We start from the raw sequence: 22636 nt of genomic DNA, 5'->3' as shown, positions 1-22636 counted from the left end.
GACCACCTCGCATCGAGCAACCAACCACCATCACGCCACACCAACAAATGGCAGGAAATATTGACGTTACACTCGAGAACTGGGAGCAAGGAACTGGAATCGACTTCGAAGACGAAGCAGCGCGGGACGCCTATCAGGAACGGGCTGGCCGGCTGGCCACCGCAATTCGGGGCGGGTCACCGGATCGGATTCCAACGGTACTGAGCGCCACGTTCTATCCAGTTTTCCACGCAGAGATCACGCCGGAAACGGCGATGAACGACGCGGCCGAACTCGCTGCGGCCTTCGAGCAGACGGTCTTCGATCTCGAACCGGACGGTCACCAGTCCGCCGCGGCACTCCTCCCGTCTGCCGAGATGCTCGAGATGCTTGATTACAACCTCTACGCCTGGCCAGGTGATGGCGCCTCACCGACGACCGGCTATCAAGCCCTCGAGGACGAGTATATGGGTCCTGACGACTACCAGAAACTCATCCGGGACCCCACCGACTTCTGGCTCCATGACTACATCCCGGAAGTCGTGGGAGCCCTGGAGCCGTTCCGCAAACTCCCCCGGTTCACCGACCTCGTCGAGATCCCGAACATCCACCTCATGGCGATCCCGTTCGGCCTCCCGGACGTTCAGGAGGCGTTGAATACGCTGATGGAGGCCGGCGAGGAAGCCCTCAGGTGGCAGGAGATCGTTGGCGGCGCCGCAGACGGGATCGTCGCCCAGGGGTATCCACGCTCGTTCGGTGGGTTCACCAAAGCACCATATGACGTCATCGCGGACACGCTGCGCGGGACCCACGGGGCATCGATGGACCTGAAACGCAACCCGGATGAACTCCTGGAGGCTGTAGACAGCCTGACACCGATGATGATCGAAATGGGAATCCGCTCCGCGAACGGAGCCGGGAACCCGCTCGTGTTCATCCCGCTTCATAAGGGGGCAGACGGGTTCATGTCCGAGGAGGAGTTCAACACGTTCTACTGGCCACAACTTCGGAAGGTAATCGATGCGTTGACCGACGCCGGGCTCGTCCCGTGGCTGTTCGCGGAAGGGGGGTACAACACGCGCCTGGACGTGATCAGCGACCAGCCCGATGGCAACATCGTCTGGCAGTTCGACCGCACGGACATGGTCGAGGCCAAAAATGTCCTCGGTGACAAGGTCGCCATCGCTGGAAACGTACACAGTTCACTGTTGAACACCGAGACGCCCGAAGACGTCACCGAGTACTGTGAGGAGCTCATCGAGGATGTCGGTCCGGACGGGTTCATTCTTGCCCCAGGCGTGGCCCTTGACGAGGCCGAACCCGAGAACGTGAAGGCGATGATGGACTCGGTCAAGTAACGGAGCGACACCCGTTTTTGTGGTCGGCTTTCGTTTCGGCACTACTGAACCATCGACCTCTGGAAAGCGGAGTCATCACCGACACGAATGAATATGGACTTGTGCAACTACAACTGGAAATGTCTAAATCGGCGGGTAGCAGTCCCAAGACCCCAAAATTATAAGTTTCGAGGCGCAGAATTTTTCAGTTGGGCTACCAATGGCACAAGAGTTCGTAAACACATTAGCTGATCTCGAGGAGGATCAGGCGATCGAAATGGCAGAAGAACGGCTCGACGCTGGGGAGGATCCGATGGCTGTTCTCGACGACCTCAAAGAAGGGATGGGGGTCGTCGGTGACCGATACGCGGCAGACGAGTATTTCATTCCGGACTTGATGTACGCCGGCGAAATTATCGAACAGATCTCCGGGCTTCTTCAGGAGGAAATGCCCGAACAGGAGAAAGAACATATCGGGACGGTCGTGCTTGGAACTGTCAAAGACGACATTCACGATATCGGGAAGGATCTGGTCTACTTCATGTTCGATCTCAATGGCTTTGACGTGATCGACCTGGGTGTCGACGTCCAACCCGAAAACTTTGTCGACGCTGTCGAGGACAATGACCCGGAGATTATCGCCCTCAGCGGCTTTCTCACAGCTGCCTTCGATTCGATGAAAGAGACCGTCGAGACCCTCGAAGCGGAGGGGCTTGTCGAGGAATTCGACGAAGACGGCATCCGCGACGGGCGCAAAGTGATGATCGGCGGCGGGCAGATCACCGACGACGTACGCAATTACGTCCGGGCAGACGGCTACGAAACGGACGCACCAGCCGGGGTCGAGCGAGCAAAATCATGGATCGGACAAACACCGGAGGCCTAAAATGGCAGACACACCCCCAAACGGCCCGACACTTGAATCCTGGATCGAGGGCGAGGGAATCGAGTTCATCGACGAGGAGGCAAAAGCCGAGTATCAAACGCGGGCGAAACGCTTAGCCGACGCGATACGGTGTGAGGAACCCGACCGAGTCCCCGTGAACCTGCTCAGTACGTTCTATCCAGTGCTCCACGCCGGGTATACGCCAGCCGAAGCAATGCAAGAGGCCGAAACGCTCCAAGATGCATTGCTAACCTTCGTCGACGACCTCGATCCCGACGTGTTCCCGTGGGCCCTTCCAACAGTCCCATCCGCAAAGGCTCTCGAAACGGTCGGCTACGAGGGCTTCGATTGGCCAGGGGACGGGTCCGCTCCGGAAACCGTCTATCAGGCAAAAGAGCGGGAATACATGGCCGTCGATGATTACGATGATTTCCTCAAAGACCCGACCGACTACTTCCTACGAGGATATCTTCCCGAAACCTTCGACGCGCTCGACGGACTGGCCCAGTTCCCCCAATCCACAAATCTCACCTGCGGGATCGCCGGGGTGCATCCCTATCTCCTGCCCTTCGGACTCCCACCAGTTCGGGAGGCGATCGAAACGTTACTCGAGGCAGGCGAAGAAGCAATGCACTGGCAGCAAGTCGTGGGCGGGACCGTTCAAGAAATCCAGGCCAGTGGCTATCCACAGAGTTTCGGCGGCATTACGCTGGCGCCCTATGACATGCTGGGTGATATGATGCGAGGAACGCGTGGGATCATGATGGACCTGAAACGCCGTCCAGACACGTTGCTCGAAGCCATCGAACGGATCACGCCACTGGCAATCGAGATGGGCATTGCTTCCTCGTATGCGAAGAACAATCCGCTCGTCTTCATCCCACTGCACAAGGGCGCTGACGGGTTCATGTCCGGCGAGGAGTTCGAGGAATTCTACTGGCCCTCACTACGGGCGGTCATCGAAGCACTCCTCGACATGGATCTTGTGCCATGGCTCTTTGCCGAAGGCTGTTATGAGACTCGGCTGGAGAGCATCAGTGACCTACCCGATGGAGACATGGTATGGCACTTCCAGGACATCGATATGGGCCGGGCGAAGGACATCCTGGGCGATCAAGCCTGTATTGCCGGCAATGTCCCGACCTCACTGCTCAACACCCGGGAACCCGACGCAGTCACAGAGTACTGTGAGGACCTCCTGTCGACGGTCGGGACCGAAGGATTTGTCCTGGCACCCGGAGTCGGCCTCGACGAGGCGGAACCCGAAAACGTTGAAGCGATGTTCCAGTCCGTCCGATAAGCCCAGCACCTGCCAGGTTGTGGGTGGCATGACCTGGTGGCTATCCCCACGTTCCATTCGCAAGTTTCGGCGTGGGAACGCTTTTTACCGGTTCGGGGTCTTTATTTTGTTATGCAAGTCGGAGAGCCAGTGGTGCTCGAATCGATCGACGTCGATTTTGACCTCGATGAGTTAGCCCGAACGCCGCCGTTTTCCACCTGGTTCGACACCAAATCGCGCTCGGAGACGAAAGCGAGTGTCTCCCGTCTCATCGAGCCGGCCCGTTCCGCCGTCGAGCCGCGCGGTCTCTACCAGATCGTGCCGATCGACGAGACGGCTATCGATACGTATGACCCCCCGTCGGCTCTCGTTTCAGGCAGTCACCTCGTCGTCGGCGTGATCGCACTCGAGGTCGAATCGCCATCATCTGCCGTGTTCGAATCAAAAATCGACACACTCGTCTGGGACGCCCTGGAGAACGCCGCGCTGCAAGTCGCCCGGGAGGAAATGCTCACCGAGGTCCGAGCCGCGACCGACGAGCTGGGTTTCAATACGACTCAGGTGTTCGCGCCCGGGTCCGGTAGTTGCGAGTGGCCCATCGAACGCCGTCGTTTCATGTTCGATCACCTCCCAACTGAACAAATCGGCGCTCGATTGGCAAACGGAACGACCCCGGAACCGCCAAAGACACTGGCTTTCGCGATGGGGATCGGGTCCGACATCGAGCAAGCCGATCTGTTGCTTTCCTGTGCAGATTGTGATATCATCGATCAGTGTGTGTACGCTGGTGCGAAAACGATGGCCTGAGTCAGGTCTCTGTCGGCTGGACTTCTCGACCTCGGATACGGGGAAAAATTACTCAAGGCAGCAAAAGCGTTTCCGAAAGACAGAGCGGGGATAAGCCACGAATGCCCCGTTCGGACCCCGCCCCCTGCGCACGTTAAGCAGAGATTATAACAGAGTTATTCGGTAGTTTCGGCGGGGATGGTTAGTTTAGCAGCCTGGGCTAACGGAGAGGGGCTCGGCTTTGTCGATGCGGAAGCCAAAACCCGCTACCAAACGCGAACGGATCATTTGATGACCCTCCTCAAACTTGAAGAGCCCGAGGGTGTCAGAGAGTACTGTGAGGATCTGATTGTGACCGCTGGCCCGGATGGGTTCCTGCTGACCCCCGGTGCGACGGTCTATCGCGGACCAGCTGAAAACCTGCAGGCGGTCATCGACGCGACCAAAAACGCCTGAGCGTTCGGACGACTGCGTTCCGTTCCAGCGAGGCGATTTTGGCGAAGAAGTGTCGACTGACAGTCCCATCGTGAGCGTGATATCAATCTGGGCCAGGACCGACGAAGTAATATCGAAACGACAGCCCTGGACCCTTCGGATTCATTCGCTTGCCGCCGAAAGAACAGATTCACGCTGTCCCCGAGTATTGCCGGTAACTTTTTGCCACGGCCGGATGAATCGATCATTCGTGGTTCAGGATGAGTAGCCCGGATTCGGGAGAGTATCCAGTATCAAAGACGGCGAAGCGAGCACCCCCTGGTAGGACGGGGACGATTCCGAGATGAGTGGGGAGTATCCCAGAAAGCGGTGGACCATTCTCGGCCTGGCATGGGCAGTCTTCTTCTCGGTCGCCATGGCGTGGTATGTGATGCCAACCCTCCAGCCGAACATCCTGGAGCTCTATGGTATTACCCGCAGCCAGTTCCAACTCGCGTTGACGGTGCCATTCGGAGTCGCGGCCGTTCTCTGTATCCCGGGCGGAATGGTAGCCGATCGGCTCGGAATCCGCCGGGCCGCAAGCCTCGGTATGACGATTTCCGGGATCGGCTTTTTGCTCCGATCACAGACTGGCGGCTTCCCGATACTGATGGGCTCAATGCTCCTCGTGGGCGTCGGCTTGGGGATCGTCATGCCAAACCTCCCAAAGCTCGTGAGCGTTTGGTTCCCCCCGGATGAAACGGGACTTGCGACCGGTATCTACAATACCGGCCTGATGGGTGGCATCTCCACGGGTATGGTTATCGCACCGTTCCTCCCCGGGTGGGAACTGGGGAACCTGATCCTTGGGGCAATCGTCATCCTCTTTACAGCCGCGTTTTTCGTGGTGGTTCGTGATTCCCCGCCAGGACAGGAACTCCCACCGACGCCCCTCATCGAAGGACTCCAGCGTGCAGTTCGAAGCAAAAACACCTGGGTTGCGGCATTCGCGGTGTTTGCCGGTCTCGCAGGGATGGTCGCAATCCAGGGTGAACTGCCAGTTGCACTCTTTGAAACCTACGGAATCGAACCGGCGACGGGGGGACAGATCGCGTCGCTTATCACCTACGGTGGGATCCTTGGCTCGTTAACGATCCCCACTATCGCGACGAAACTCGATCGACGAAAGACCGTGCTCGTCACGGCTGCAGTCGGTTTCGGTGTCGTCGAGTTCCCCGTCTGGCTGACTGGGAACACCTCGATCCTCTTCGTCGGCACGGCTGTGGCAGGATACCTCGCTGGTGGGGCCCTCCCCATCATTATGGAGGTTCCGACGTGGCTGCCACGGGTTGCCAGTGACCCTGTCGGGGCACAACACGTCGGTGGCGCATCGGGACTGATGACCGCAATGATGAACCTGGGCGGATTTATCGGATTGCCGTTCATCGTCGGCCCTGTGATCGACATGCAGGGATACACGATCGGCTTTCTCGTCGCGATGGTCATCTTCTCCTTCCAGGGTATCCTCGGGATCTTCTTTACCCTCCCCGAGCTCACCGATTGAGCCCCCTCTCCACAATATCGGTGAACTCAGCGTGGACGTCAGTTCGGACCGATTGTTTAGGGGGAAAACCCACCAACTGACGGTTGACTTACTTCGACCGGTAGTAACTGAGATACCGCTTGGCGAAGTCGTCCCGCCCCATCACGAGGTCGGCGATCAAAATCGCCTCCCGGGAGGACCCAACGTTGACGATGGGGACACTCAGCCCAGACTGGATCGCCATCGCCAGGAAGTGGTTGTTGATCTGTTCCCGCTGGGGCATCTCATACGAGATATTGCTCAATCCGAGTGTGATGTTGTTTCCCAGTTTGTCGCGGATCTGCTCCATCGCTTTGAGAATCTCTGCACCGATTTCCGCGTTGGAGGAGAGGGGAAGGGCCAGCGGGTCGATGATGACGTCCTCGGGCGGGATATCGTACTCGGCGGCCGCATCGAGCAGTGATTTGGCGAATTCGATCCGTGTTTGAGCGTCGTCCGGTGGCCCGGACTCGTCCATCGTAAGGCCGATTACGGCGGTATCGTATTTCGCGACGAGCGGCAGGATCGCCTCCAGGGACGCCGGTTCCATACTGAATGAGTTGACAACCGGCGTGCCAGGTGCCACCTCCAGGGCGGCTTCGAGGGCGTCGGCGTCCTCGTAGTTCGTATCGATTACGATCGGGACCTCGACTTCCTCGGCAACTGCGTTGACGGCTGCTGGGAGGATGGTCTCCTTTGCAACTCCATCGACGTCGACGTTGACGTCGATAAGATCCGCACCGTTCTCCACTTGTTCGACGGCCAGTTCTCGAACCGGGTCCATGTTTCCATCAGCCAGGGCCTCGGCAAGAGCCGATTCCGGCCGGGGGTTGATCCGCTCCCCGATGAGCCTGACTTGCTCGGTCCGATCGATTGTAATCGGGGAACCCGTCCCCTGGACGTTCGTCTGGAGTGACATGCTATCCAAATGAAGGGTCTCCGGCAGCCGGCAAAAGAATTGTGTTCCCGGTCCCGCACCATCCGGGAATCGAGACTCCATTGACGTTACCCAAATGTAGTTGGAGAAAGACAAATGAAAATGGAGATATCGTCGCCTTCAGGCCCTCACCCCCGCAATCTTTAAGGAATGACGTTACGAGGTTGATGTCAGGTTACCGATGTCAGAGGAATTCGTAGAAGCACTCGTTGAGTTAGAAGAAAAACGAGCGATCAAAATGGCAGAAGAACGCCTCGATGCGGGTGAGGACCCCATGGATGTCCTCGATGATCTCAAGAAAGGGATGGGGATCGTCGGCGACCGATACGCGGCAGACGAGTATTTCATCCCGGATCTGATGTACGCCGGCGAAATTATCGAACAGATCTCCGGACTTCTTCAGGAGGAAATGCCAGATCAGGAAAGCGACGATATTGGAACTATCGTCCTTGGCACCGTCAAAGACGACATCCACGACATCGGGAAGGATCTGGTCTACTTCATGTTCGACCTGAACGGCTTTGACGTGGTCGACCTGGGCGTCGATGTCCAGCCGGAGAGGTTCGTCGAGGCTGTCGATGAACACGACCCAGAAATCGTCGCGCTCAGTGGTTTTCTGACAGCCGCCTTCGACTCGATGAAAGAAACCGTCGAAACACTCGAAAATGAGGGACTTATCGAGGTGTTCGACGAAGACGGCATCCGCGACGGGCGCAAAATCATGATCGGTGGCGGTCAGATCACCGACGACGTACGGAATTACGTCCGTGCGGACGGGTACGAAACGGACGCACCGAACGGTGTCACCCGTGCCAAAGAGTGGCTCGGTGTGGCCTAAACCCAAACAGGCACGATCTGGACGGCCAGCGAAGTGGGGGCTCGATGGATACCGGTTGCGGAAGGGTTTTTGCTTGGAGCTATCAATTGAATGCTCATGAACGGAATCGTGGCCTGCGAAACGCTGTATCCAGAACTCCCCCGCCTCCTTCCTGAGGCGGAGGTAGTGTATGTCCCACAGTGGTACCACGAATTTCCGATTCACACTCCCGAATCCGAGCGGGCCCACGAATTACTCCAGGAGGGAATCAACACGCTCGAAGAACAGGGCGTAGACCATGTCACCGTCATCTATCACGACCCCGAAGCACTCGAAGGCCTCCAGACAGAGATGGTTCCACTTCACGTCTACCGAGGTCGGGATTGCATCGAGATGTACCTGGATGGGAAACCGACAGGGCCTGGAGAGGAACGAAAAGAGGATGGGACGTATTATCTCACCCGGGGCTGGATCGATGTCGCCGTCGACTCGTATAAGGTATACAACGCATACGCGGGACGATTCGATGAACTCGTGGCGCGGTTCGACGAGGCCGAACAGTCGGTTTCGGGCATGCGAGTTTCCTGGCCCGAAAGCGAAAAAGTCCAGCAGGCTGCGGCTCGGAGCGAGTCGATGCGGACCGATCCGGCCGCACTCTTGCGCACCGTGATGGATTCGTACAGACACGTCGTTCTCATCGATACGGACCAACTGACCCCGTTCCATCACGAATACGCCGAATGGGTCCGAGAGTTCTTCGCGGAGGTCATCCCGGAGGAAGGAGTCAGAGACGTGAGTCTGACAGTTGCTGAAGGAACTCTCGACCACCTCGAAGCAGTGCTATCGGATCCGGAAACTATATCCACGGTACTCACCCTCGACCCCGGGACGCCGGTCCCACAGGAGCCAGGGTTCCGAACGGGACCACAGCATCCCTAATTTCCTTCAGTATTCGTGATTGCCGAACAGTAATCTGTATCGAGAGCCCCGGTATTTGGGGATAGCTGAGTGTTAATGCAGTGAAAAACCACCAGGAGGAACGCTTTTGACCCTTCCAGGAGACGACTACATATGGCTCAAGCACCGATTCGGGCGATCGACCGCATGTTCGATATCATCGAAACAATTCTGATGCACGACGGGGCCGGGGTCTCCGAGCTCGCTGCCGAACTTAACATGGCCAAAAGCACGATTCATGGACACCTCTCGACGTTGAAAAATCGGGGATACCTGGTCCAGGACGATTCGAATCAGTACCATCTGAGCCTCAACTTTCTGACCCTCGGAGGGTCCGTTCGACAGAAACGAACGGTGTGGAACAACGTCGAACCGCTCCTCAGGGAAATTGCACAGGAGACAGGTGAAAGTGTCAATTTCGTCGTCGAATCACAGGGGGACCTGGCGTTCGTGGGCCTCGTACACGGCACTGACGGGATCAGAACGAAGGTCGATGTGGGGTTCCGAACGAACCTCCATACCTCTCCGGAGGGAAAATTGGTGCTCGCACATCTCCCAGAAGCCCGTCGTAGAGAGCTCCTCGATGAGTTGGAGTTTCCACTTGGCAACTCGGTGGGGCGTGCGGCATTCAGGGCAGAACTCGATGAGTTACGGGACGAAGGGGTCGCATATGGGACAGAAACTATCGTCAAAAACGTCGCGACGGTATCGGTTCCGGTGATCGATAATAAAGATGTCTTCTATGGAGCCATTGTGGTGGCCGGCCCGGCTCTCAGGTTCACCCAGGACCACCTCGAGGAGGTCCGGGAAACGCTCACGTACAAAGTCGCCAAATTGAATATCGATCTGACGTTCGAAACACAAGAATCGACGGTCACAAATCAAATTGCAACATAAGAAGTGGCATCGGATTTTCCTAACAACCATATGTGCGTTAGTAAACTTGGAGTCCCTGTGATTTCACCAATACATACATGTATCTGAGGGGGTTTGTAGCGGATAACATGGCTCACACAACGACCGAGACTCCACAAGCAACCGTGTCCGTGGAAAACATCGGTGGTATCTCCGAAACGTCTATCTCACTTTCACCGGGGGTCACCGTCCTCAAAGGCGAAAACGCGACAAACCGAACCTCTTTTCTTCAGGCGGTTATGGGCGCACTCGGAAGCGATAAACCCTCGATCAAAGCGGATGCCGACGCTGGGCGGGTCGAACTACAGATCGGAAATACCACCTACACACGCCGGTTCGAACGTACCGGAACCGGTGTCCGAGCCAGTGGGGAGCCGTATCTCGACGATCCAACCCCGGCCGACACGTTCGCCTTTCTCCTCGAAACAAATGCAGCCAGACAGGCGGTGATCAGACGGCGTGATCTGCGCTCGGTGATCATGGAACCCATCGATACGACGGCGATTCAGGCCGAAATCACCCATAAACAGGCTCGCAAATCACAACTTGACGAACAGATCGCCGAGCTGGACTCCCTGCGAAGTCAGCAACCCGAACTCACGGAGCGTAAAACTCGAATCGAAGCCGACATCGAAGACAAGCGGGCGGAACTCGAGGCGGTTCGCGAGGAAATAGCGGGAGCCGAAGCGGATCTTACCGAAACGAAAGAGACCAAAGACGCGATGGAAGCAGCCTTCGAGGAGGTCCAAATGCTGCGCTCAGATCTCGCCTCCGTCAGGGACCGTCTGGACGCCGAACGGAACAGTCTCACCGAAGCGCGGACCGAACAAGACGAGTTAGCGGCCGAACTCGAATCAGCACCCGAATCGGTCCGTGACAAACGAGGCGAACTCGAAAACCGCGTCTCAACACTCCGGGAGACCAAATCCCGCCTCGAGTCGGCAGTGAGCGAACTGCAAAACCTCGTGCAGTACAACGAGGACCTTATCGATGGCGAGGAGAGCATCCTCACAGAGTTGGACGGAGATACCACTGCAGTAACAGACCAGCTGGTCGGCTCCGATTCAGTAACCTGCTGGACCTGTGGCTCATCGGTCGAGCGCTCCCAGATCATCGGAACGATCGATCGACTTCGCGAACTGCAATCTGACAAGCTGGATCGAATTTCGGACCTTGAAACAGAAATCGACTCAGTGAGAGAGGACATCGAACAGCTCGAGGAACAGATGGATCGTCGCCAGGAACTCGAACACCAGCTGGATCGCACCGAGAACGAAATCGAGTCTCGTGTCGAGACGATCGAGGGCCTCGAAAAGAGACGAGACGAATTGGAGACCGAAATCGAGTCCACGGAGGCCGAAATCGAGTCCCTTGAGTTCGCCCAGAGCCACGATGAACTCCTAGATCTCCACCAAACGGCCAACCGACTCGAGATCGAGATCGAACAACTGGAAACCGACCGGGACGAGATCGAATCACAACTCAAGGACATCGTGGATCGGCTGGAACGGCAAGATGAACTCGAGACCGAACGCGAGTCGGTGACCGAGGTCCTCACAGAGTTGCGAACGCGGGTCGAACGGATCGAAACGGAAGCCATCGCTGAGTTCAACGATCGAATGGAAGAGATCCTCGACATCATGGGGTATGAAAACATCGCTCGCATCTGGATCGAACGGCGTGGGGCCGAGGAAACCGGGGACACGGAGTTTCACATGCACGTCGTTCGGAATGACCGCTCTGGGACCGCATACGAGGACTCCATCGACCACCTGAGCGAAAGCGAACGTGAGGTGACCGGCCTCGTTTTTGCGCTTGCCGGCTACCTGGTGCATGAAGTGAGTGAGACGGTCCCCTTCATGCTCCTCGATTCGGTCGAGGCTTTAGACAGTGACCGGATTGCCCGTCTGGTCGACTATTTCGAGGACCACGTCCCGTATCTACTCATCGCGTTGCTCCCGGAGGATGCCCAGGCACTGGATGACAGCTATCACCGGGTGATGGACATCTGACCGATGCCTAATACCAATCACGACACTGACGGCTCACCCGGCCGCCCCAGCAAAGTCGCACGAGTGATCGAGAGTTACGGACTGGCGGGATTGGGTGATGAACTCGAAGCAGCCTGGACCGCTCCCGAAAGTGACCGACAGAGCCTCCGGGACCTGGCCGACCTGGTCAACCGGCGAATCGTCGAGTCAGTACTCGAACAACGCGGGGATAGGCCATTAACCGGCGAGATAGAGACCGTCTATGCGGCATTGCAGGGGGAGGCCGATGGTGCGACAGTCCGTGACGTCACCACCCGACTCGAAAACCTCGGTGTGTCCACGACCGATCTTGCGGCCGACCTCGTCTCCTATCAGGCTGTTCGAACCTATCTGCAGTCCGTCCGGGGAGCCGAATACGAACGCGAGTCGAGTGATCCGATCACAGCCTCTCGCAGTCGGATTCAATCCTTGCGCGGGCGGTTACGGGCTGTGACTGAGGGACAACTCGAAGAATTAGCGACCCGGGATTCCCTCTCGCTCGGAGAGAGCCGGGTACTCGTTCAGGTGCAGGTCTACTGTGAGGACTGTGGTCGGCAATTCGACGTCGAAGAACTCCTCGAACGGGGCGGGTGTGACTGCGGATAGGTTACATAACACCAGTACTATTGTTAGGAAAAAGCAGGTGCTTCAGGATAACCCGAGCGCGTCAAACCTCGGGAGCATAGCTCGTTTCCCCTCGGCCTCGATCCATCGGAACTCCAATCGGATCCACGCTACCGGATGGTTTTTCAACCGATTCGTTTGCAGAAACCAATCAGAAAAACGATCCAGTTGTCACTGGTTTGAGTTGTAACACCGAGCTTTTCGAACCTAATCCACAAATTCGTCCAATTCGTGTCCAGACAGGGCGCCTCGATGGGAGTGACATATTCAAATCGCGTTCGTTTGACGCAATCTCGAAATGACACAGCGAGAGAGGGCCATTCATCGTGTCCTCGGCAAACATTCAGTCCTGCCTGAGAGGCCCATCAGCACAGCGAAGACATCCCACAGACTAGCTGTTTCTAATGGCGAAAATCGATTATGAACAGCACGTTTTGCGGCCGGTTTCGTTCCAGTTTCTGTAAGCAATTCAGTAATATGTTAAATTTTGATTGGATTGTCCAGCAAATATCGGAATATAAATAATGGGATACCAGGTTGTTGAATTGATTTCGCCTGTAGTCCACTGTTTCCAAATGGGAAACAATTATTCAATTGGACCCTGTTATCACTGAGCATGCGACAAAAACCGGATCACCCCGTCGGAACCACCGAAACCTCGTTTGCGATCATCGAAGCCATTCGATCCTCGCCAGGGGCGCGGACCACCGAACTTGCCGAAACAGTCGGCGTGGCAAAGAGTACGGTCCACAAACACGCCTCGACGTTGGTCTATCACGGGTACCTCAGGAAGGAGAAAGGGGCGTATTACCCGGGCCTGAAGCTTCTCAATCTCGGTGAAACCGCCCGGACCGGATTCCCGGCCTACAGCCGGATCGAGGAGGCCGTTCGCACCCTTCAGGAACGCACCGAGGAGGATGTCGACTTCGTGGTCGAAGAGCAAGGCCTCGTATACACCATCTTCGGGGCCTATCACAAGTGGGAGAAACGGCCAGACACCAACTCGGGGTATCGGGCCCGCCTCGGCGATCAGTACTACATGCACTCGGTCGCCTCGGGGAAAGCACTGCTCGCGACTTACGACCAGGAGGAAGTCGAGGGGGTCATCAATCGATGGGGGCTCCCTCAGGTAGCCTCCGAGACGATCACCGACCGGGAGGCCCTCTTCGCAGCACTCGAGCAGATCGACGAGCAAGGGTATGCCATCGCCCACGAGGAATATCAGGAAGGACTGGTGAGCATGAGCCGACCGGTCCGTCGACCTGATGGAAAACTACTGGGGGCGTTGAGTGTTTCGGGACCGGCGTACCGGCTGACCGATGATATCCTCGAAGGAGAAATCGCTCCGGTCCATGAGACCGTCGTGACCGAGCTCCACGAGGCTGTGGCCGATACGTTTTCCGGATAACTTTTATTGGAGATTGCCCGAAATGTTTCAGGTGGGCATGAATGCGAATGACCAGCCGAGATACTGGGGTATCGACCATATGACTTGCCAACATGGAGACGGGGGCCGGCGATGAGCCTCGAATCCTACACCTACTCTTTCCCCATCTGGATCGAATTCGGGGTCGGAACGAGCGAGAACGTCGGATCGATCGTCGAACAGAAAGAATGGGGCAAGGCACTCCTCGTCACCGACCCGGGAATCATCGATGCAGGCCTGCTCGATGGCATCGAGGAATCGCTCTCCGCCACTGGGATCGATTTTGCCGTCTTTGAAGGGGTTAAGCCGAATCCGACCGTGTCGATGGTGGAAGCAGCCGAAGCCCTCCGGCAGACAGAGGAGTGTGACTTCGTGATTTCGGTCGGTGGCGGGAGTTCGATGGACGTCGCGAAGGGCGTCACCCTGCTCGCCACGAATCCCGGAGAGATCGCCGATTACGAGGTCAAGAGCGGCGAGGACGTAATGAAGGGAATGATCGAGAACGATCCGCTCCCCCTCGTCACAGTCCCGACGACCGCCGGCACCGGGAGCGAAGTGGACTTCTGGGCCGTGATCACGGACGAGGAACGCGAGTTCAAAATGGCCCTGGGCCAGTCCCCGCTTTACCCGGGAGGCCCCTATCTCGGCGCAGAGGTTTCCCTCGTGGATCCGGAACTCACCCGCTCCTTGCCCCCGCGGCAGACGGCCGCGACCGGTTTCGACGCGTTCTCTCACGCGCTCGAAAACCACGTCTCCGCGGTCAGCCCACCGGTGTTGACCCCACTGACGACCGACGTGATGGCACGGGTGACCGAATACCTTCCGCGAGCCTACGAGGAGGGTGACCTCGAGACCAGAGAACAGATGCTCTTTGCCTCACACACGGCCGGCATCGGGGAGAACTTCGGCGGGTTCGGCGCCATCCACTCTCTCGCGGAGGTGACCGGTGGCATGTATCCCGAGATCCCCCACGGCGAGGCGATCGCCGCCTACACGCCGGCGGTGATGCGATACAACCTCGAAGCCGTTCCGGAACGCTACGGGGAAGTCGCCGAGGCCATGGGCGTGGACGTCTCCGGCATGTCCGACCGCGAAGCCGCGGAAGCCGCGGTCGAGGCTGTTGAAGAACTCATCGCGTCGGTCGATCTGCCAGCCGGGCTGGCGGACCTCGACGTCGATGAGGCCGATCTCCCGGGGATCGCCGAGAAGTCGATGGACACCTTCGAAATCCACGACAATCCGCGACCGGCCGACGCCGAGGATCTGCTCGACGTGGCCCGGGACGCCTACTAACCCAAACCGATAGCCACCACACTGAAAATAAATGACACACATAGGTACGAAATCAATCGACGAACTGTACAAGGACCACCGCGCTGCCCACGACCAAGTCGAATCGATCAGCGACTTTCACGCCTGGATCGACGGCGAACCGTCGCCAACGGGAGACCGGTTCGAGACTCGAGACCCGGTCGTCGACGAACCGATCACCGAAGTCGACCGGGCCGACGCCTCGGACGTGGACCGGGCTGTCGAGACGGCCTGGGAGGCCTTCGACGGGTGGAGCGAGACGACCCCTACAGAGCGTGGTTCGATTCTCTTCGACTGGGCGGACGAACTCGCCGAACACGTCGACGAGGTGGCGCTGCTCGAAACGATCGACACGGGGAAGCCACTCTCGGACGCGAAAGGGGAGGTAAAGGGGGCAATCGACACCCTCGAGTATTATGCCTCGATCGCCCGAGACCAGTGGGGCAAGCAGATCCAGGCCAGGGACGACGTCCACCTCTATACCCGGTATGAGCCCCACGGCGTCGTCGGCCAGATCGTTCCCTGGAACTTCCCGACCTGGGGGGCGGCCTGGAAGTTCGGCCCGGCCCTCGCGGCCGGGAACGCTTCGATCCTGAAACCTTCCGCTGACAGTCCGCTCTCTGCGATTTACATGGCGGAACTCGCGTCCGGGATCGTCCCGGACGGGGTCGTTTCGGTCCTTCCGGGCTCGGGCTCAGAAGTCGGCGATCCGCTCGTCTCCCACGAGGACGTGCGGAAGCTCTCCTTTACGGGAAGTACGGAGGTGGGCTCACATGTGATGCACAGCGCAGCGGACACGATCACACCAGTGACCCTCGAACTCGGCGGCAAGTCGCCCTTCATCGTCTTTCCGGACGCGGACCTCGACAAAGTCGTCCCCGCCGTCGGTGCGGGCATCTTCTATGCGACAGGGGAGATCTGTGATGCCTTCTCGCGTGCGCTCGTCCACGAGGACGTCCTCGAGGAGTTCACCGAGCGCTTCGTGGCCCACGCTGAGTCGTACGTCCTCGGTGACCCACTCGACGAGGAAACGACGATGGGGCCGCTGACCTCCGAATCGCAGTTCGAGACGGTCACGGAGTACATGGATATCGGCCGCGAGGAGGCCACGCTCCTGACAGGTGGTTCGATGCCGGAGGATCCGGCACTAAGTGATGGGTGGTACGTCGAGCCCACCGTTTTCGGCAACGTGGAAAACGACATGCAGATCGCTCAGGAGGAGATCTTCGGCCCGGTTCAGACGATCATCCCGTTTTCCACCTACGAGGAGGCGATCGAACTCGCTAACGACGTCGATTACGGGCTCGCGGCGGGGATCGGTTCCGAGTCCACCTCCATCGTCCACAATGCTGCCGCGGACATCGACGCCGGATTGGTCTATGTCAATGAGTACGGCCCCATAATCCCGGAGGCCCCCTACGGGGGCTTCAAGGACTCCGGCATCGGGAAGGACCTCGGCCGGGACGCTCTCGATCATTACCGGCGGAAGAAGTCCGTTTACGTGAACCTCGACGAACCGAGCCTATAACCGAGTTCCTCGGAGCCGGTCGGAGACACTCCGTTTCCGTGTTTCTTGGTACCACTCAACACTAATTATAAGTAAAAGGGGCCAATACATTTTTTTGCATGTCAGGAGATGAAAGTCTGTTCGTCAGAGAAGCTACCGGACTGGTCAGAGAATGGTCTTCCTACGACGCGTGGATATACGCCTTCCTCTCGGTCAATATCGTCACCCTTGGCTTCTACATCTGGACGTTCAACTCCTTCATTCCCGCCGCAAGTCCCATCTTCGCCACGATTATCGCCATCGTCGTGCTCACGCTGCAAAACGTCATTTTCGCGACGCTGATCGCCGCCATGCCTCGCGTCGGTGGCGACTATGTGTGGCAGAGTCGGTTACTTGGTGGATTCTGGGGCATGTTCCTCTCCTGGCCAGGGTGGGTCTTCGCCCTGTGGTTATGGGTTCCGATTTACGGCTCGATCCTTTCATGGCTCGTCTTCGGGCCGATATCCGCACTCTTCGGCTATCCGGAGATTGCGGCGTTCTGGAACTCGAGTATGGGACTGTTCGTCTCCTCGCTGGTCGTCGTCGCTTTCGTCTTCATCTACGTGAGTCTCGGGATGAAGTGGTATGCCCGAATCCAACAGGCGCTTTTCTACCTCGGCGTCGCCGGCATGGTCCTGTTCGTCGGCGGCCTGCTGACGACCAGCCCGTCGGGGTTCCAGACGGCCTTCGACGCGCACATGGCCCAGTGGGGAATCGACACCACCTACCAGGGCGTCCTGAGCGGCGTCGAAGTGAGCTTCGCTCCGCTCGTGAGCTTCGACTTCGGCCCCGCTTACCAGCTGTTCCCGATGCTACTGTTCTGGATCATGTGGACCGTGTGGGGGGCCACGCTGTTCGGCGAGGTGCGTGAGGCCGGCGAGTTCAAGAAGATGTTCGGCGTTCTCGAGGCCGCCCTCATCGCGGCGGGCGTGTTCGCGATGATCCTCTGGCCGCTCTTCGACGCCGCGATGGGGTATGAGTTCTACCAGTCGCTCAATTACCTCCACTTCGTCGGGTCCGGGGAACTGCAGTGGCTCTCCTCGCCCACGACCCTCGCGGCAATCGCCATGGGTGGTGGCCCGCTGGCGAAGTTGATGGCGATCCTGATGGCCGGGTGGTTCTTCGCCTGGTCGGGGACAGTGTTCCTCTCCTCCACCCGGGTGATCTTCGCGACCGCCTTCGACCGTGCGATCCCGGAGGCCTTCGCCGCGGTGAAAGGCAAGTACAACGCCCCAATCAACGCCATCCTGATGATGGCAATTCCCTCGTTAATCCTCACCGTGATTTACTTCTTCGTTCCGGGATTCCAGACGCTCACCCTGGATGCGACCTTCCTGATCGCGATAACCTACTTCGGGACCACCGTCGCCGGCCTCCTGTTGCCCTACCGTCGCCCGGACCTGTTCTCGAACACCTGGATCTCGCGGTACGAGATCGCAGGCGTCCCACTGGTCACCATCACGGGCGTGGTATACGCGTTCCTGCTGCTGACGGTGTTCTACCTCTGGGCGACCAAGGACGTCTACGGGATCAACAACGTCCGGTCGGCCGGATTCATGGTGATCCTCTACATCCTCGCTGGGGTACTCTACTTCGGGATGAAGTGGTACCGGAAGAAAGAAGGTGTGGATCTGGACAAGATTCACTCCGAGATCCCGACGGACTGATTCCCGACCGTCCGTTCTGATTCGCGTTTTTATCGGGCCACAATACGCGGCGACCCGGATCGATAATCGGCTTCTCAGGAAAGTTCCGGTTTCCGGTACCACTGCTTCCGTTCCCCGATGAGCGAGCGCAGCTTCCACCGGAGGGTCTTTGGAACCGACTCGATGGCCGATTCGAGCGTCGCGAGCCGGTCCTCGATCGCCGCTTCGGCGACCGGCAGGTCGTTCTCGTGGAGGTACTCCCAGACCTTGCCGAGGTTGATCGAGAGTGTCTTGTACAGTCCCCAGTCGCTCCGGCAGAGGTCGGCGACGTAGTCGGCGTCGATCGTCCCACCGGTCCCACCGTGTTCGACGTCGTGGTCGTTGAGCAGGGCAATGATGTCCCGCATGTCCCGGTCGCTGATCTCCGCGATCTGGAGTTTCGAGAGCAGGAGATCCTCGATCGGGACGGTGTCGTGATCGGTGTCGAGTCGGTTTTTCAAGCTCCACTCGTGGGAAAACCTGAATTTATCGAGGATGAAGTCGGCCTTGCGTTCGTTTTCGGGATCCACGAACTCGAGACGGGAAGGCCGCATCGTGTTGAAACGCTCGTTCGCCTCGTAGCCCATTTCGACCATGAAATCTTCAACTTCGGACTCCTCGGCGCGATGGCCGACGAAGTCGACATCGCGATACTCCCGCTTGAACGGCTCCACCTGGACGGTCTCCGAGCGATCGTGGATGGCAGTTCCCCCGATCTTCTTGACGGTGAGATCCCGTTCGACCGCTGCTTCGACGATTCGGTTCCCCTCCGCGACCGGATCGGCAAGTGGGTTTTCGGCTGTCATGTGTCGGGGTGTCGGCCTGACCGTGGCATGTTACTCCGTAACCCGTGCTAGCATGTAAAGCTATCCTCGGACCAGCCCGACGACGTCCACCTCGGGTCGGAGGTCGATGATCGCACCCTGGAGGGACCCTTCCGAATAGACGCTCCCTGGATTGACGGCGATCGTGTCCACGATCCTGGTCTGGCCCCGCGATTCGTGGATGTGTCCGTGAAGCGAGAGTGGTGGTTGGTAGGTTTCGATTGCCTCCCGTACCGCCGTACTTCCGACCGGTTCGGTAGACTGCGCCCCGAATTTCGGCTTGAGGTTCTCGTCAAGCTCGGGGGCGTCGTCGAGCTGGGAATCATACGGCGGGGCGTGGAAGTTGAAGATGGCCCGATCCATGTCGTCGATCTTGTCGATGACCGCCTCAAGCCGATCGGCGAGTTCCGATTCGGACTCCTCGCGATCGGTATCCCACGGCGTCGGGTTCGTCCAGCCGGTACTGGCCATCTCGTAGCCGTCACCGATCTCGACGACTTCTCCTTCGACGAGATCGATAAGATCGGACTCCTCCCAGACCTGATCGACGTGGAAGGGATCGTCATTACCCGGAGAGACATACACGGGAAAGTCCCGGGGCAACCGCTCCTCGGCAAGAGCCCGCCACTTCTCCGCTCGCTCGACCATCTTCTCCTCGAAGATCTCGTCCTGGCGTTCCTGTGAATCCGAGGCCTGCTCGAGTTCCTGGTATTCGGCCTGGGTCAACACGTACGAATAGTACCCGGCGTTCTCCATCGACTCCTTTGCGTCTTCGAGTTCGTCACGCTCGATGACCTGTTCCTGTCCGCCGCGGTTGAAGCGGTAGGTCCCGTTCTCCCGGATGATCGGCATGATCGCCTTGCCGGTCGTGTCCCCGCCGAGCACGAGCACATCGGCGCTGTAGTATTCCGCGGCGTTGATGAATTTCCGCCAGCAAACAGTCGAGCCGTGGACGTCCGTGGCGAAAAACAGCCTGGTCACGCCCTCGTCTTTGTCCATGCCACCCTCCTCGAGGTCCTTCTGTTCCTGATTCAGCCAGTCTTTGAGGTTGTTAAGCAGACCCATCGGTATCACACCACAACATAGCATGCACCTCGATTGTTATTAACCTCCCGTCCGCCGGGCGCAATTCGTCGATTGGTCGGGGAAATCCTCACTCCACCAGTGCCGCCTCGATCACCTCGAGTGGGTGGCAAACGTCGTCGCCAGTCCCGTGTTCCATCTGTGAGGCACAGGTCGGACATTCGGTGAGACCCGTTTCCCCGTCAACCCGATCCATGTGCTCGAACATCTCCCTCCCGATGGCCATCGAGGTGTCGTAGTGCTCGTCCTTCCAGCCGTAGGTTCCCGAGATACCCGAACAGGAATCACCCACGTCCGCCGCGTCGGCGCCGTCCAGCGGGGCGAACAGTTCCACGGGCTGGCCGTCGAGTCCCTGGTCCCGCGCGTGACAGGGGGCGTGGTAGGCGAGGGTCCCGAATTCGTCCTCGTCGACCGACGCGGCCCCCAGTTCCGCGGCGATGTCGGTCTTCGCCCGAAGGAACTCCATCGCCTCCCACGTATGGCCAGCGAGCGTGTCGATTCCAGACAGTTCGAACAGCTCGGGATACTCCTGTCGCAACGCCATCGAACAGGAGGTACAGCTCGTGATAATGCTGTAGCCCGCCTCGATGGCGGTTCCGAGGGAGTCCACGTTCACCTCGGCATGCCGGCGGGCGTCCGCAAGCATCCCGTTGGCGAACATCGGGGTCCCCGAACATCGCTGCTCCGGAACGATGACCTCGTACCCGAAGTGCTCGAAGACCCGCACCATCGCTTTGCCAACCTCCGGCGTATTGTAGTTGGCATAGCAGCCGTGGAAGTATGCGACTTTCAGGTCCGCGTCCAGATCGTGCCCCAGCCGTTCGCGATGTTCGCGGGCTCGGGCTCTCGATTCAGCAGGACCGCCGCGGCCGTCCCACCACTCTCTGAAGGTCTCGGTCACGAATTCGGGAAACTCCCGCTCGGCCGTGACACCCAGCGTTCGGTCAAGGAGCCACCGAACCGGACCGGATCCCATGACGGCGTTTGCCAGCCGTGGCAGCTTGCTGGCCAGCCAAGCGGAGGTTCGATAGTTCGCGAGCAGTCGATTGCGCCAGTAGGTCCGGCTCAGCTTCGAGAGGTCACTCGAAACGTACTCGGCCCGGGCCTCGTTATGCATCTGGGAGAGTGGGACGTCGGATGGACAGGAGGAATCACACCGCAAACAGTTCGAACACTCCAAGATGGATGGGTCGATTTCCGTCTCACCGTCCCGCGAAAGTCGCCATTGTTCGGGGCCCTGAAACTTCGGGCCCGGGAACGAATCCTCGACGGCCGCAACCGGACAGTTCGTATCGCAGGTCGAACAGGCATAGCAATCGTCCGATCCCGGTCGGAGATCGACCCGGTCCCCGGACGCGTCGATGGGGCCAACTCCAAGATCAGGGAACTCCGAGTCGCTCATGTCACGTCCTCCCCCGCCAGACGTCCGGCGAGTTCTCCAGTCGCGAGGCTGATCCCCGTCCCCGAGCCCGAAGCGGTGAAGTCGAACCCACCGATGACGCTCCCGGCGGCTCGGAGATTCTCGAACTCGGGATCTCCCACCGCCGACTGTGGTCTCAGTTGCTCGTCGACGGAGACGCCGAACCGAGCATAGGGCTGTTCACCGTACGGATCCGTTACGTACCACTCCGAACGATCCTCGGGGACGGGGACCTGACAGCCGAATACCGGCTCTCGGACGCCTTCACGGGCAGATTCCAGTCCTGTTCCCACGAGGCCGCCGGTGGCAAGCACGAACGAGGAGGCGGCGTGTGAAATCCGCTGGCCGTTCCGGTCCACCGTCACCGACGCGATCTGCCTCCCCGTCGCCTGGGACTCGACGACGGTGTTTTGTACGACTTCCACGCCCGCCTCGCGCAGCGCACTCCGAAACAGCGTCTCGAGACGAATCCCTGGCAGGCTCGGTGGACCAGTCGGGACTTCGAAGACAGCCGCGTCAAGGGCGGTGGCGAGTTCGTTCCGGATCTCGTGGTGTTCGTCGGTGCCAAGCACAGCCGGGAGCCCGATTCGCGGCTCGCCCTCGTGCTGGGCCGCGATCCGGTCGGCGAGCCGGGCCCGAACACCGCCTTCGTCGATATCGAGTGCATGTGCGTACCGGGTTTGCTTCGCGTCAGCCTCGAAGTCAAGGGGGAAGCTGATAGTCGCTCCACGAGCCTCGAAGGGGACGCCTGCAGCCACGAGGTGGGCCGCGGCCGAGGGCGCATCGAAGTCAACCAGC

At 58.8% G+C, this 22636-nt stretch carries 20 protein-coding genes; 15 read left to right on the top strand and 5 right to left on the bottom strand.

All coding sequences use genetic code 11. From position 1 onward, the window contains the following. The first annotated feature begins 47 nt into the window (after nt 1-47). From V5A26_RS07250 to V5A26_RS07225, 6 genes are all read left to right on the top strand, one after another. Nucleotides 48-1337: a uroporphyrinogen decarboxylase family protein gene (locus V5A26_RS07250; RefSeq protein ID WP_332321487.1), complete on the top strand. Its 1290-nt coding sequence runs from the start codon at nt 48-50 to the stop codon at nt 1335-1337. Between the two features lie 199 nt (nt 1338-1536). Further along, nucleotides 1537-2202: a cobalamin B12-binding domain-containing protein gene (locus tag V5A26_RS07245; RefSeq protein ID WP_332321488.1), complete on the top strand. Its 666-nt coding sequence runs from the start codon at nt 1537-1539 to the stop codon at nt 2200-2202. 1 nt (nt 2203) lies between these two features. After that, nucleotides 2204-3502 (top strand): uroporphyrinogen decarboxylase family protein, encoded by a 1299-nt coding sequence (locus V5A26_RS07240; RefSeq protein WP_332321489.1) that lies wholly within the window; start codon nt 2204-2206, stop codon nt 3500-3502. Nucleotides 3503-3613: 111 nt separating this feature from the next. Then, nucleotides 3614-4288 (top strand): hypothetical protein, encoded by a 675-nt coding sequence (locus V5A26_RS07235; RefSeq protein ID WP_332321490.1) that lies wholly within the window; start codon nt 3614-3616, stop codon nt 4286-4288. Nucleotides 4289-4465: 177 nt separating this feature from the next. Next, nucleotides 4466-4723, top strand: a complete 258-nt coding sequence (locus tag V5A26_RS07230) for a hypothetical protein (protein ID WP_332321491.1) — start codon at nt 4466-4468, stop codon at nt 4721-4723. Nucleotides 4724-5045: 322 nt separating this feature from the next. Continuing rightward, nucleotides 5046-6245: an MFS transporter gene (locus V5A26_RS07225; RefSeq protein WP_332321492.1), complete on the top strand. Its 1200-nt coding sequence runs from the start codon at nt 5046-5048 to the stop codon at nt 6243-6245. 88 nt (nt 6246-6333) lie between these two features. Here V5A26_RS07225 and V5A26_RS07220 read toward each other — a convergent pair whose 3' ends face one another. Beyond that, on the bottom strand, nt 6334-7182 hold the full coding sequence (locus tag V5A26_RS07220) for a dihydropteroate synthase (protein WP_332321493.1): 849 nt from the start codon (nt 7180-7182) through the stop codon (nt 6334-6336). 199 nt (nt 7183-7381) lie between these two features. On the opposite strand from V5A26_RS07220, the gene V5A26_RS07215 reads away from it, so the two are divergent. From V5A26_RS07215 to V5A26_RS07175, 9 genes are all read left to right on the top strand, one after another. Next, entirely contained in the window at nt 7382-8038 is a 657-nt protein-coding gene (locus V5A26_RS07215; RefSeq protein ID WP_332321494.1) for a cobalamin B12-binding domain-containing protein, read from the top strand. A 96-nt stretch (nt 8039-8134) separates the two neighbouring features. Continuing rightward, nucleotides 8135-8956, top strand: coding sequence for a DUF1638 domain-containing protein (locus V5A26_RS07210; RefSeq protein WP_332321495.1), 822 nt, complete (start codon nt 8135-8137; stop codon nt 8954-8956). 132 nt (nt 8957-9088) lie between these two features. Further along, the gene (locus V5A26_RS07205) at nt 9089-9871 is read left to right on the top strand and encodes an IclR family transcriptional regulator (protein WP_332321496.1); all 783 of its coding nucleotides are present in this window, start codon (nt 9089-9091) and stop codon (nt 9869-9871) included. A gap of 107 nt (nt 9872-9978) precedes the next feature. Next, nucleotides 9979-11901: an archaea-specific SMC-related protein gene (locus V5A26_RS07200; RefSeq protein WP_332321497.1), complete on the top strand. Its 1923-nt coding sequence runs from the start codon at nt 9979-9981 to the stop codon at nt 11899-11901. A gap of 3 nt (nt 11902-11904) precedes the next feature. Continuing rightward, nucleotides 11905-12525 carry a rod-determining factor RdfA gene (rdfA, locus tag V5A26_RS07195; RefSeq protein WP_332321498.1) on the top strand — a complete coding sequence of 207 codons (621 nt, stop codon included), beginning with the start codon at nt 11905-11907 and terminating at the stop codon, nt 12523-12525. Between the two features lie 634 nt (nt 12526-13159). Then, nucleotides 13160-13951: an IclR family transcriptional regulator gene (locus tag V5A26_RS07190; RefSeq protein WP_332321499.1), complete on the top strand. Its 792-nt coding sequence runs from the start codon at nt 13160-13162 to the stop codon at nt 13949-13951. 111 nt (nt 13952-14062) lie between these two features. Next, a complete protein-coding gene (locus V5A26_RS07185; protein WP_332321500.1) occupies nt 14063-15262 on the top strand; it encodes an iron-containing alcohol dehydrogenase in 1200 nt (399 codons plus the stop codon). 31 nt (nt 15263-15293) lie between these two features. Beyond that, a complete protein-coding gene (locus tag V5A26_RS07180) occupies nt 15294-16808 on the top strand; it encodes an aldehyde dehydrogenase family protein (protein ID WP_332321501.1) in 1515 nt (504 codons plus the stop codon). A 98-nt stretch (nt 16809-16906) separates the two neighbouring features. Next, nucleotides 16907-18493 carry an APC family permease gene (locus tag V5A26_RS07175; RefSeq protein WP_332321502.1) on the top strand — a complete coding sequence of 529 codons (1587 nt, stop codon included), beginning with the start codon at nt 16907-16909 and terminating at the stop codon, nt 18491-18493. Between the two features lie 74 nt (nt 18494-18567). Here the strand turns inward: V5A26_RS07175 and V5A26_RS07170 are convergent, their stop codons facing one another. The 4 genes from V5A26_RS07170 to V5A26_RS07155 form a co-directional block, all read right to left on the bottom strand. After that, nucleotides 18568-19317 carry a hypothetical protein gene (locus V5A26_RS07170; protein WP_332321503.1) on the bottom strand — a complete coding sequence of 250 codons (750 nt, stop codon included), beginning with the start codon at nt 19315-19317 and terminating at the stop codon, nt 18568-18570. A 60-nt stretch (nt 19318-19377) separates the two neighbouring features. Then, nucleotides 19378-20400: a metallophosphoesterase family protein gene (locus tag V5A26_RS07165; RefSeq protein WP_332322302.1), complete on the bottom strand. Its 1023-nt coding sequence runs from the start codon at nt 20398-20400 to the stop codon at nt 19378-19380. An 88-nt stretch (nt 20401-20488) separates the two neighbouring features. Beyond that, on the bottom strand, nt 20489-21820 hold the full coding sequence (locus tag V5A26_RS07160; RefSeq protein ID WP_332321505.1) for an anaerobic glycerol-3-phosphate dehydrogenase subunit C: 1332 nt from the start codon (nt 21818-21820) through the stop codon (nt 20489-20491). Further along, nucleotides 21817-22636, bottom strand: an 820-nt coding sequence (locus tag V5A26_RS07155) for an anaerobic glycerol-3-phosphate dehydrogenase subunit B (protein ID WP_332322301.1), incomplete at its 5' end; no start/stop codon positions are given. The genes V5A26_RS07160 and V5A26_RS07155, both read right to left, overlap by 4 nt.

The organism is Halodesulfurarchaeum sp., assembly GCF_036626455.1.
Taxonomy (GTDB): domain Archaea; phylum Halobacteriota; class Halobacteria; order Halobacteriales; family Halobacteriaceae; genus Halodesulfurarchaeum.
This window is presented reverse-complemented; position numbering and strand designations above follow the sequence as displayed.

Excerpts from the sequence above, each read along its gene's own strand:
- V5A26_RS07160 (WP_332321505.1), bottom strand. The coding sequence starts at position 21,820 with ATGAGCGACTCGGAGTTCCCTGATCTTGGAGTTGGCCCCATCGACGCG.
- V5A26_RS07170 (WP_332321503.1), bottom strand. The coding sequence starts at position 19,317 with ATGACAGCCGAAAACCCACTTGCCGATCCGGTCGCGGAGGGGAACCGA.
- V5A26_RS07200 (WP_332321497.1), top strand. The coding sequence starts at position 9,979 with ATGGCTCACACAACGACCGAGACTCCACAAGCAACCGTGTCCGTGGAA.
- V5A26_RS07190 (WP_332321499.1), top strand. The coding sequence starts at position 13,160 with ATGCGACAAAAACCGGATCACCCCGTCGGAACCACCGAAACCTCGTTT.
- V5A26_RS07245 (WP_332321488.1), top strand. The coding sequence starts at position 1,537 with ATGGCACAAGAGTTCGTAAACACATTAGCTGATCTCGAGGAGGATCAG.
- V5A26_RS07185 (WP_332321500.1), top strand. The coding sequence starts at position 14,063 with ATGAGCCTCGAATCCTACACCTACTCTTTCCCCATCTGGATCGAATTC.
- V5A26_RS07215 (WP_332321494.1), top strand. The coding sequence starts at position 7,382 with ATGTCAGAGGAATTCGTAGAAGCACTCGTTGAGTTAGAAGAAAAACGA.
- V5A26_RS07250 (WP_332321487.1), top strand. The coding sequence starts at position 48 with ATGGCAGGAAATATTGACGTTACACTCGAGAACTGGGAGCAAGGAACT.
- V5A26_RS07210 (WP_332321495.1), top strand. The coding sequence starts at position 8,135 with ATGAACGGAATCGTGGCCTGCGAAACGCTGTATCCAGAACTCCCCCGC.
- V5A26_RS07230 (WP_332321491.1), top strand. The coding sequence starts at position 4,466 with ATGGTTAGTTTAGCAGCCTGGGCTAACGGAGAGGGGCTCGGCTTTGTC.
- V5A26_RS07205 (WP_332321496.1), top strand. The coding sequence starts at position 9,089 with ATGGCTCAAGCACCGATTCGGGCGATCGACCGCATGTTCGATATCATC.
- V5A26_RS07225 (WP_332321492.1), top strand. The coding sequence starts at position 5,046 with ATGAGTGGGGAGTATCCCAGAAAGCGGTGGACCATTCTCGGCCTGGCA.
- V5A26_RS07240 (WP_332321489.1), top strand. The coding sequence starts at position 2,204 with ATGGCAGACACACCCCCAAACGGCCCGACACTTGAATCCTGGATCGAG.
- V5A26_RS07175 (WP_332321502.1), top strand. The coding sequence starts at position 16,907 with ATGTCAGGAGATGAAAGTCTGTTCGTCAGAGAAGCTACCGGACTGGTC.
- V5A26_RS07180 (WP_332321501.1), top strand. The coding sequence starts at position 15,294 with ATGACACACATAGGTACGAAATCAATCGACGAACTGTACAAGGACCAC.
- rdfA (WP_332321498.1), top strand. The coding sequence starts at position 11,905 with ATGCCTAATACCAATCACGACACTGACGGCTCACCCGGCCGCCCCAGC.
- V5A26_RS07165 (WP_332322302.1), bottom strand. The coding sequence starts at position 20,400 with ATGGGTCTGCTTAACAACCTCAAAGACTGGCTGAATCAGGAACAGAAG.
- V5A26_RS07235 (WP_332321490.1), top strand. The coding sequence starts at position 3,614 with ATGCAAGTCGGAGAGCCAGTGGTGCTCGAATCGATCGACGTCGATTTT.
- V5A26_RS07220 (WP_332321493.1), bottom strand. The coding sequence starts at position 7,182 with ATGTCACTCCAGACGAACGTCCAGGGGACGGGTTCCCCGATTACAATC.